At 65.7% G+C, this 10,662-nt stretch carries 7 protein-coding genes; 3 read left to right on the top strand and 4 right to left on the bottom strand.

Translation table 11 applies throughout. The annotated features are described in order from the left end of the window. Nucleotides 1–253: 253 nt before the first annotated feature. Nucleotides 254–1,483, bottom strand: a complete 1,230-nt coding sequence (locus D000_RS0103580; protein ID WP_018872187.1) for a methyl-accepting chemotaxis protein — start codon at nucleotides 1,481–1,483, stop codon at nucleotides 254–256. 367 nt (nucleotides 1,484–1,850) lie between these two features. After that, nucleotides 1,851–3,170, bottom strand: coding sequence for a DEAD/DEAH box helicase (locus D000_RS0103585; protein WP_018872188.1), 1,320 nt, complete (start codon nucleotides 3,168–3,170; stop codon nucleotides 1,851–1,853). Nucleotides 3,171–3,593: 423 nt separating this feature from the next. On the opposite strand from D000_RS0103585, the gene D000_RS0103590 reads away from it, so the two are divergent. After that, nucleotides 3,594–6,119, top strand: a complete 2,526-nt coding sequence (locus D000_RS0103590; protein WP_018872189.1) for an EAL domain-containing protein — start codon at nucleotides 3,594–3,596, stop codon at nucleotides 6,117–6,119. Between the two features lie 117 nt (nucleotides 6,120–6,236). Beyond that, a complete protein-coding gene (locus D000_RS0103595; protein WP_018872190.1) occupies nucleotides 6,237–8,654 on the top strand; it encodes an EAL domain-containing protein in 2,418 nt (805 codons plus the stop codon). 123 nt (nucleotides 8,655–8,777) lie between these two features. On the opposite strand, the gene D000_RS0103600 is transcribed toward D000_RS0103595, so the two are convergent. Continuing rightward, a complete protein-coding gene (locus tag D000_RS0103600) occupies nucleotides 8,778–9,149 on the bottom strand; it encodes a hypothetical protein (protein ID WP_018872191.1) in 372 nt (123 codons plus the stop codon). A gap of 231 nt (nucleotides 9,150–9,380) precedes the next feature. On the opposite strand from D000_RS0103600, the gene D000_RS0103605 reads away from it, so the two are divergent. Continuing rightward, nucleotides 9,381–10,028: an ERCC4 domain-containing protein gene (locus tag D000_RS0103605; RefSeq protein WP_018872192.1), complete on the top strand. Its 648-nt coding sequence runs from the start codon at nucleotides 9,381–9,383 to the stop codon at nucleotides 10,026–10,028. A gap of 132 nt (nucleotides 10,029–10,160) precedes the next feature. Here the strand turns inward: D000_RS0103605 and D000_RS0103610 are convergent. Further along, nucleotides 10,161–10,662: IS110 family transposase (locus D000_RS0103610; RefSeq protein ID WP_018872193.1), on the bottom strand; the 502-nt coding region annotated here is incomplete at its 5' end.

A 10,662-nucleotide genomic window follows, 5' to 3' on the forward strand; every position in this document is an offset into this window, starting at 1 on the left:
CGTTGGTGCCCCCTGTTTTCCGAGACAAGGCGTGTCGTGCAGCGGGTAGTGGTTCTACCCGCAAGCGGCGCAACGCAGGATCGGGGAACAGGGGGCACCAACCCCACAAGCCAATGAAAGCAGGGGCTCGGCCGCTTTTGCGCGCGCACGGCGTTGCGGTTCCCTTGTGCAGAATGACTGCACGGCAGTCACCGCGCCTTGTTCGCACGCAAAAGCGACTCGAGCGCGGACGTGCGATTCAATCAGCGTCCCCCTAGGCCTGCTGGCGAAACCCCGCAACCTCGCCCTGCAGCTGCTGCGCCAGTGCCTCCAGTGCCTCGACGGCCTGCTGCATCTCGTTCGCCCCGTCGGCGTTACGAATGGCAATGTCATTGATGTGATGGATGTTCCGGTTGATCTCCTCCGCCACCTGACTCTGCTGTTCCGTCGCGCTCGCCACCTGCCGGGTCATGTCGTCGATGGTGGTAACCGACTCATGGATGTATTCCAGGGTCTCGCCCGCCTCGCCGGCCTTGGACACCGAGGTCTCGGCATGCTGCTGGCTCACCTCCATGGCCTGCACCGCGCGGGTGGCGCCACCCTGCAGCCGCTGGATAATCTCGCGGATCTCCCCGGTGGAGTCGTTGGTCCGCTGAGCCAGATGACGCACCTCGTCGGCCACCACCGCAAAACCGCGTCCAGCCTCGCCGGCACGCGCCGCCTCAATCGCGGCGTTCAGCGCCAGCAGATTGGTCTTCTCGGCGATCTCCTCGATCACCTGCAGGATCGTACCGATGTTATCGCTGTCACCCTTGAGTTCGGTAATCACATTACTGGCCTGGCGAATCTCGCCGGCAAGGGTATTGATCGCCGCCTGCGTGGCCTGCACGACCGTGCGCCCCCCCTCCGCTGCCCGGGTTGCCTGACCGGCACTCTCGGCGGTGCTCTGCGTGTTGTTGGCCACCTCCTGCACGGTCGCCGACATCTGGTTCATGGCCGTCACCACCAGCTCCACGTCACCGCGCTGATCATGGGTGGCTCGGGCCAGCTCGTTACTGCGGCCATCCAGCTGCCGTGCCGAGGCGGCAATACCGTCCGCAGCATCCGCAACCTGGCCGATCAGCCCCGCCAGCCGCCCCATCACCGTGTTGAAGGCCTCGCCGGTACGGCCGATCTCGTCGTCGGTGGTCACCTCGACCCGATGCCCCAGGTCGGCCCGGCCCGCGCCAATGGCCTCCAGACCCTCCGCCAGCCGCTCCAACGGCCGTGTGAGTACGTTGGCGTAAAACCAGCCGATACCCAGCGCCACCACAAATGCGATCACCCACAGGGCCCAGAGCAGCCACCACAACTGCGTGACCAGGGCATCGTCCACCCCCGCGGCAAGATCGCCCTTCATGGTGTGGAACGTCACCCCGCCCATGATCGAAAGCGGCACCGTACTCACCACGATCACCAGGACAATCAGCTTCAGTCGCAGCCCACCCAACGGTCCAATCTTCATCGACGCCCTCCTTTCCGTCTCTTAACGACCAACCGACCCCGGCCTTGAGCCCGGCACAGTATCCACCACCCAACGATCCCCATCGTGATCAAGGTCAAGGGCTATTAACAGGAAGACGGGAAGACAAGAAGATTTTTCGGGTAGGCGCCGAGGATCGACTGGCGCCTGGGCTTACCGGATCGTCCAATACTCCTCGGCACCCCAATCAAACCAACCTTCCCACCTTCCTGTTAAAGCTTTTCGCCCTTGAATTTCTCTGTGTCCTCTGTGCGCTCTGTGGTGAAACGACCCTGAATTTCAGGCACAAAAAACCCGCGGGCCCGGACATCGGGACCGCGGGTTCGCGGTACTACGCTGGCGCGTCGGACTAGCGGCTGCGCGCCGCCCGGTTGCCGTTGGAGGACGGGCGGCCGTTGTCGCCGCGCCCACCGCCGGGCTTGCCACCGCGGGCGTTGCGCGGGGCGCCATTGCGTGCCCCGCCGCCCGGCTTGCCGCCACGACCGCCGCGGCGGTTGCCGTTGCCATCATTGGCGGCCGGCTTCGGTGCGGCAAAGCCTTCGGTCTCGATGCGGTCGATCGGGCGCTGGATCAGGCGCTCAATGCCCTTCAGCAGCTTGATCTCCTCGCCATCCACCAGCGACAGCGCAGCACCGGCGGAGCCGGCACGCCCGGTACGACCGATGCGATGCACGTAATCCTCCGGCACGTTCGGCAGTTCGAAGTTGACCACCTGCGGCAGCTGGTCAATGTCCAGGCCGCGTGCGGCGATATCGGTCGCCACCAGCACCGGCACCTGGCCGGACTTGAACTGCTTGAGCGCCTTGGTGCGCGCCGCCTGGCTCTTGTTACCGTGGATCGCCTCCGAGCGCACACCGTCCTTGGACAGCTTCTCGGCCAGGCGGTTGGCGCCATGCTTGGTGCGAGTAAACACCAGCACCTGTTCCCAGTTGTTGGTGCGGATCAGGTGGCTCAGCAGTTCGCGCTTCTGGCTGGTCTCGACCAGATGCACGCTCTGCTGCACGCTCTCGGCGGCCGTGTTGCGCGGGGCGATGTCGATCTCCGCCGGGCGCGTGAGCAGGCCATTGGCCAGCGTGCGGATCTCGTCGGAGAAGGTGGCCGAGAACATCAGGTTCTGACGGGTCTTGGGCATCAGCGCGATCAGCTTCTTGATGTCGCGGATAAAGCCCATGTCCAGCATGCGATCGGCCTCGTCGAGGACCAGAATCTCCACACCGGACAGGTCGATGGTCTTCTGGTTGGCGTGATCCAGCAGACGCCCCGGGGTCGCCACCACGATGTCCATGCGGTCGCGCAGGGCCTTGATCTGCGGGTTCATGTTCACGCCGCCAAAGATCGTCATCGAGCGCAACTTCAGGTTGCGCCCGTAGGTCTTCACGGAATCGTGCACCTGGGCGGCCAGCTCGCGGGTCGGGGTCAGCACCAGGCAGCGCGGGCGGCCCGCACCGGGCTTGGGCGCATCGCTGGTGGAAAGGCGCTGCAGGATCGGCAGGGTAAAGCCGGCAGTCTTGCCGGTGCCGGTCTGGGCCGCGGCCAGCAGATCACCGCCCTTCAGGACTTCCGGGATGGCCCGGGCCTGGATCGGGGTCGGGTGCTGGTAGCCGGCGGAATCCAGCGCGCGCAAAAGGGTATCGGCCAACCCGAGGTCAGCAAAGGTCGTATCAGTCATGGAATGCTCCAACGCTACCCGCCACTCGTTCAACAAGAGCACCCATCGGGGGAAACGAAATCAGGGGGATCACTGCGAACCGGAATAGCTCTGGATCAGATGAACGGACGCTGACGGGCGGGGCGTTCGATGCGTGCACTATACGCTTTTCGTCAATGAAAAGACACTCCACCCATTATCTTGCGAATATATATTTGTTTTGTGCGGAAATATCCGCTAGCTTCACCCTGACAACAAAGCTCCGGCGCCCAAGCAGCACCGGACCGGCCGACGCGATGCCTTCATCACCGGCCCACAGGGGAACTATATGCCAGACCACCAGCCTGTCATCAGGGTTGCGGAGGAGCGCCCGGAGCGCACCCGGGCCCTGCCTACCCCTGTCCTGCCCGACTCCACCCGGGCCCGCACCGCAGGCCCATCTCATTGAGCTCCGTACCCGAACAGCTGCTGCGGCGCCACGCCGCCCTGGTCTCGGGCGTACTGCTGGCGCTGCTGCTGTTCCCGCTGCTTGTCTGGGGGCTAGGGGTGGAGCTGCCCCGCATCCTGCCACAGGAGCACCTGACCGCCTTCCACACCGGCGCGGAACTGTTCGCGGTGGTGGTGGCCGTGCTGGTCTTTGCGGTGGGCTATCACGTGATCGACCGGCGCCGGGTGGCGGCCTCGCTGCTGCTAGCCTGTGCCTTCCTGGCCGTGGCCCTGCTCGACTTCCTGCACCTGATGACCTACCCGGCGATGCCGGACTTCATCACCCCCAACTCGCCGCAGCAGACGCTGTTCTTCTGGCTCGCCGCGCGCCTGGTCGCGGGCGCGGCCCTGCTGGCCTACGTGGCCCTGCCGATGGTTGCGCGCAGCGACGGCCCGCCACGTTGGACCTATCTGGGCGGGAGCCTGCTGCTGGTCGCAGTACTCACCTGGGTCGGACTGTGGCATGCCGAGATCCTGCCACTCCTGTTCGACCCGGTCAGCGGCCTCACGCTCTTCAAGCTGGGCCTCGAGGCCATCGTGATCGCCCTGCACCTGGTCACGCTGGCCCTACTGGCCCTGCGCCGCGAACTGCTGGAACGGCCAGGGATGCCACTGGTCGCCGCCGCGCTGGTCGTCAGCATGGGGAGCGGCGTGTTCTTCATGTCCTACCAGGACCTGACCGACACCCAATTCGTGCTCGGCCACCTGTACAAGATTGCGGCCTACCTCCTGATTTACCTGGGCCTGTTCCTCGAGACCGTGCGTTCGCCGCTGGAACGGCTGCATCAGGCCCATCGCGACATCGAGCTGCGGGAACGATGCTACCAACAACTGGTGGAAACGGCCCCCGATGGCGTCCTGGTCACCGATACCGACGGGCGCATCGTGATGGCCAACCGTAATATCGAGCGCCTGTTCGGCTACCCCCGGCAGCAGCTGATCGGCCAGCCCGTGGAATGCCTGGTGCCGGAACGCCTGCGCGACCGTCACCGCGTGCACAGACGCGCGCGGGCGGCCAGCATCGGCCGCCGCACCATGGGCCAGGTACCCCACCTGCGCGGTCGCCGCATGGATGGCACCGAATTCCCCGTGGATATCAGCCTGAACGCCTTCGACGATAACGAAGGCCGCCGTATCACGGTCTTCATCCGCGACATCACCGACCGTCAGCGGCGCGAGGCGCGCATCCAGCACCAGGCCACCCACGACAGCCTGACCGAACTGCCCAACCGCTGGCTGCTGCACGACCGTCTGACCCAGGGCATCGCCCAGGCCGAACACCACGGGCATCCGATTGCCGTGATGCTGCTGGACCTGGACAACTTCAAGATGGTCAACGACACCTTTGGCCATCACGAAGGCGACCAGCTCCTGAAGGCGGTGGCCGCCCGCCTGCAGGGGGCGCTGGACCAGGAGGCCACAATCGGACGCTTCGGCGGCGACGAGTTCATGATCCTGCTGGCCAATATCGAGGACGAGCAGGCCGTCGGCCAGCTCGCCCAGCGCATCCTCGGCATCTTCGCCACCCCGTTCCAGACCGAACACGCACGCAACCTGTCGGCCACCGGCAGTCTCGGTATCGCGCTGTTCCCGCGTGATGCCCGCGACGAGCGCAACCTGGTGCGCTATGCCGACATGGCGATGTACGAGGCCAAGCATTCCGGGCGCAACACCTATGCCTTCTTCTCGCAGCACCTCGATGCCCGGGTGCACGAGGAACAGCGTCTGCAGCAACGCCTGCAACAGGCCCTGGAGCAGCACGACCTGCACCTGCATTATCAGCCTCTGGTCGAGGTCGCCAGCAACCGCATCATCGGAGTCGAGGCGCTCTCGCGCTGGACGGATGCCGAGCTCGGCGCGGTGTCGCCGGCCCGCTTCATCGCCAGCGCCGAGGCCAACGGCCTGATCCTGCCGCTGGGCGAACGCGTGATCCGCGAGGCCTGCGAACAGCTTGCCCGCTGGTCACGCATGGGGCTGGACCTGCGCGTCGCGATCAACATCTCCGCCCTGCAGTTCCGTCAACACGACCTCGTCGATCAGTTGGGTGCCGCGCTCGAGAGGACCGGCGCGGTGGCCAGCCGCCTCGAGATCGAGGTCACCGAGACCGTCGCCATGGCGGATGTCGCGCTCACCCGCGATCAGCTGCAAGGGCTCAAGGCCCTGGGCATCCAGATCGCCCTCGATGACTTCGGCACCGGCTACTCGTCCCTCGCCTACCTGAAGTCACTGCCGATCGACAAGCTCAAGATCGATCGCTCGTTCATCGACGATATCGGACGCGACCCGGAATCCGAGATGATCCTGCGCTCGATCGTCCATCTCGGTCACAGCCTCGGACTCACCCTGGTGGCGGAGGGCGTGGAGACCGCGGTACAGCGGACCTTCCTGCGCCGGATCGGCTGCGACCTCTATCAGGGCTGGGTGCATTCACGCGCGATGCCGGCGGTGGAGCTCGAGGCCAGGCTGCAACGTGACACCGCCTGAAACGCAGACCCGGGGACAACCGCGTTTCCGTTCAGGGATTAAGTTCCATGCAGATTGCGTCTAACTTTGGATAAAGGCGGCAACAGATCGCCGACCATCAACCACCAGGGGGACTCGATGGCCCGTCGCGGACCCGAGCAATCCGCAGGATCGGACGCACCCAGCCAGCCGCGCGACTACCGCTCCGCGGTCGCGATCGCGGCCGGCTTTACGGTCGTGCTCCTGCTCATGGCCGTGATGGTCATGATCGGGCTGGATCGCATCAGCATTGTGAACGAGCGCCTCGAGGTCATCGTCCACGAGCACAACGTCAAGACCGAGAAGCTGAACAACATGCGCGCCGCGGCCCGCGAGCGCTCGGTCACCCTGCTGCGCCTGTCGATCAGCGACGACCCCTTCGACATCGACGAGGGGATCATGGAATTCCGCGGCCATGCCTCCGACTTTATGATCAACCGCAACGCGTTCGAGGCCATGCAGCTGAACGAACGCGAGCAGGCCCTGCTGACCGAGTCGCGCGAGCTGACCCTGCATGCCGTCGAGGTGCAGGAACGCGTGCTCGAGAAGCTCCTGAATGGCGAGATGGAGGCCGCCACCGCCTGGCTGCTGGACCAGGCGATCCCGCGCCAGAACGAAGTGCTGGCCAACCTCGGGGCCCTGCTCGACCTGCAGAAGGAAGCATCCGAGCAGGCCGCGCACGACACTGCGGAACACTATCATCAGGCGATCCAGTTCATGTCCCTGCTGGGCGGCGCCGCCCTGCTGATCGGGATTGTGGTCGCCATCAGCGTCCTGCGCCGCAGCCGCGATATCGAGACCGACCTGTTCCTCGAAAAGGAGCGCGCCCAGGTCACCCTCCATGCCATCGGCGATGCGGTCATTACCATCGATACCCGCGGTCGTATCGACTACCTCAACCCGGTAGCCGAGCACTTGACGGGCTGGACCCACGCCGAGGCCCACGACCAGCAGCTGGCGAAGGTCTTCCGCACCATGCGCGAAGACGACGGTCAGCCGCTGCCGCACCCGCTACTGGAACGCGTTCCCGACGGCACCGCGTGCAGTCTGAACCAGGCCGCCATTCTGTCCTCGCGGGATGGCCACGAATATGCGATCGAGGAGGTCTCCGCCCCCATCCGCGACCGTTCCGGCGCAATCATCGGCGCCGCTCTGGTGTTCCGCGACGTGTCCCAGGCCCGCGAGATGGCCCGCGATCTGTCCTGGGCCGCGACCCATGACTGCCTGACCTCCCTGGCCAACCGCATGGAGTTCGAACGGCGACTGCGGCAACTGGTCACCAGCGCCCATCAGGACGGGCACGAACACGCCCTGCTGTACATGGACCTTGACCAGTTCAAGCTCGTCAACGACACCTGCGGGCACGGCGCCGGTGACGAACTCCTGTGCCAGCTGACCTCGCTCATGCAGGCCCATCTGCGCGAGAGCGACACCCTCGCCCGCCTGGGCGGCGACGAGTTCGGGGTACTGCTGGAGAGCTGTCCACTGGAACGCGCCGAAAAGATCGCGGAGAAGCTGCGGCGCGCCATCGAGCAGTTCCGTTTCGACTGGGAAGGGCGCCTGTTCCGGATCGGCATCAGTATTGGTGTCGTCCCCGTCTGCGGCGCGCATCGCGATGCCGTGCAGTTCATGAGCGAGGCGGATGCCGCGTGCTATCTGGCCAAGGAAGGCGGGCGCAACCGCATCCACGTGTCACGTCCCGATGATGCCGCGCTATGCCGTCACCAGGGCGAAATGAACTGCCTGCAGCGCATCAACTTCGCCCTGCAGAAAGATCACTTCTGGCTCTACGGGCAGCACATCGAACCGATCGCCGGAGGCCCCCGGCACACCGAGGTGCTGCTGCGGATGCTCGACGAGGAAGGGACACTGACCTCCCCCAACACCTTCATCCCGGCCGCGGAGCGCTATGGCCTGATGCCCTCGGTCGATCGCTGGGTGGTGGACCGCGTACTGCAGATCGCCCGCGAACACCCGGGCGCTGATGGCAGCTACTTCGCCATCAATCTGTCCGGGCAGTCGCTATGCGAGCGCGGCATGCTCGAATACATCGTCGAACGCATCGACGCCAGCGGTGTTCACCCGAACCGCCTGTGCTTCGAGATCACCGAGACCGCCGCCATCGCCAACCTCAGCCAGGCCAGCCGGTTCGTGAACACCCTGCGCGCGAAGGGCTGCTGCTTCTCGCTGGACGACTTCGGCACCGGGATGTCCTCGTTCGGCTACCTCAAGACCCTGCGCGTGGACTACATCAAGATCGACGGCAGCTTCGTGCGCGACATGCATGACGACGCCATCAGCCGCGCCATGGTCGAGAGCATCCACCACATCGGCAGCGTGATGAACATCAAGACCGTTGCAGAGTGCGTCTCCCATGAAGGCCTGCTGCCGACCCTGAAGGAGATCGGCATCCACTATGCCCAGGGCTTTGGCGTCCACTGTCCGGAACCCCTGGAACCGCGCCCGGTCATCGAGGCAGCGGCCGCAAAGCCGGAGCCGCGGGGCACCACTGCCTGAGAACACCCCCGCACACCAGCGCCATCACCCCGCTCGCCACGGGCCTGCCCTGCCCAGCCCCCGGACCAGCCACTATCAACAGAAAGGCCGCCCGGAGGCGGCCTTTGCACCAGGCGTCTGCGCCTAGTATCCGGTACTGCCATGCACATCCGGCGGGGCCTCCCGGGTGAGCATGGCCCAGGTCAGATGGGCCATCACCTCCGGCGCCACCACCGTGTGGCGGTTGCCGCTGTTCTGCATCCCCTCGCGCAGCTCCTGGCGTACCTGCGGCTGACCGGTCAGATCGAAAATCACATCCACCGTGTCACCGCGCGCCACGATATCGGCGACGGACTCCAGCGGAATGCCCTTTTCCGTCGCCAGGCGCCGCCCCTCGGTATCGCCCATCTCCGAGGCCGCGCAGATCGTCATCCCCGGCAGACCGGTCTCCAGCAACATCTCCAGGAAGCGGCCGCCCACCCGGCCCAGCCCCACCACTGCAATCTGTATCGACATGAATCCTCCATCCTTTTTTCGGTTCTTGTTTTTCCCTGCATGCCGGCGGTTGCCATCCACCGTGCATGCACCCCGACTGTAGGGCATCTGTGCCGCCGCTGCACCCGGGGCCCGGCGCCGGCCACAGGCGCCATGAACATGCGCCCGCTCGCCCCGCCCGGTATCCGGCCATTTGGCGCGGTGCACAGGTTTTCCTAGAGTGCCGGATTGCGACCACCAACCGGAGCCATCATGGACACCCTTCACCTGCCGATTCGTGTCGACCGCCGTGAACAGGGCAAAATCATCCAGCGCATCGAACGCCTGGAGGGCGTGGAGCTGGAATTCACCGATCTCGACGTCGGCGATTACCTGCTGCCCAATGGCGTCGTGGTCGAACGCAAGTCCGCCACCGACATGGTGCTGAGCGTGGTCGACAAGACCCTGTGGGAGAACGCCGCCAAGCTGAAGGCCAACCACCAGCAGGTGGTCTACATCGTCGAAGGCGACCTCTACGAACCGCGCTTCCACCAGCAGGCACTGGATATTCACCGCGCGCTGGCGCACCTCACCATCGCCCTCGGCATCAGCGTGCTGCCGAGCCCGGATGCCGACAACAGCGGCATGCTCATCTACCTGCTGGGCCTGAACGCGCAGATGGAGCCGGACCCGGCCGACCGCCCCACCAAGCCGGACACCCGCCGCCGCGCCGCCGAATTCATCGTCAGCGGCCTGCCCGGCGTCGAGGCCGACACCGCGCGCGACCTGCTACGCGACCACGGCAGCGTCCGCGACATCCTCAATGCCGACGCCGAGACCCTCGCCCAGACCGACGGCCTCGATCCGGAACGCGCCGAGCGCATCGTCTCCGTCGTCACCTACGGCAGCCGCAGCACCTGAGCGCCCCCTTCCGAGCAGGCGCCCCCTGCAGGAGCCTGCTCGCAGGCAAAGCCCCCGCCAAAGCCGGAACTCCCCGGCCATCACCCATCCCCGGCATCGTCATCCCGGCCGCAGCGCCGCCTACCCCCGTCATCAAGTCAGTACGCACTCCGTTTTGGCGTCGCGGATTTTCGCGTTGGCGATCACGACCAGTTTGCGTGCAACGGCGGCGAGGGCCACGCGCTTGGGCTTGCCTTTGGCCACGAGCCGTTCGTAGAAGGCGCTGAGGTCCGGATGCTTCCGGGCGGCGGACAAGGCGGCCATGAACAGGATGGGCTTCACGCCCGTGCGTCCGCCGGTCATGCGGCGATGGCCGGATTGGGTGCCGGACTCGCGCGGATGCGGGGCCAGCCCCATCAGACTGGCCGCCGTCTTGGGCGTGAGGGTGCCCAGTTCGGGCACCAGTGCCAGCAACGTGGCGGCGCACACAGGTCCGATTCCCTTGATGCCCCGCAGGACTTCTCGACGCGGTTTCAGATCCGGTCGCTCCAGGAGCTGTTCGATCTGTCGGTCGAGGAGCCGTATCTGCTGAGAGAGGAAGGCGATCTGCTCGGCCAGCAGGGCCTTGACCGCCTTCCCGCCCGGTGCGCAGGCA

Origin of the sequence: Thioalkalivibrio sp. ALJ16, from assembly GCF_000377345.1 — a bacterium.
In the GTDB taxonomy this organism is placed as follows: Bacteria; Pseudomonadota; Gammaproteobacteria; order Ectothiorhodospirales; family Ectothiorhodospiraceae; genus Thioalkalivibrio.

What these genes read in the sequence shown, in the direction of transcription:
- D000_RS0103580 (WP_018872187.1), bottom strand. Translation starts at nt 1,483, where the DNA reads ATGAAGATTGGACCGTTGGGTGGGCTGCGACTGAAGCTGATTGTCCTG.
- D000_RS0103605 (WP_018872192.1), top strand. Translation starts at nt 9,381, where the DNA reads ATGGACACCCTTCACCTGCCGATTCGTGTCGACCGCCGTGAACAGGGC.
- D000_RS0103585 (WP_018872188.1), bottom strand. Translation starts at nt 3,170, where the DNA reads ATGACTGATACGACCTTTGCTGACCTCGGGTTGGCCGATACCCTTTTG.
- D000_RS0103595 (WP_018872190.1), top strand. Translation starts at nt 6,237, where the DNA reads ATGGCCCGTCGCGGACCCGAGCAATCCGCAGGATCGGACGCACCCAGC.
- D000_RS0103600 (WP_018872191.1), bottom strand. Translation starts at nt 9,149, where the DNA reads ATGTCGATACAGATTGCAGTGGTGGGGCTGGGCCGGGTGGGCGGCCGC.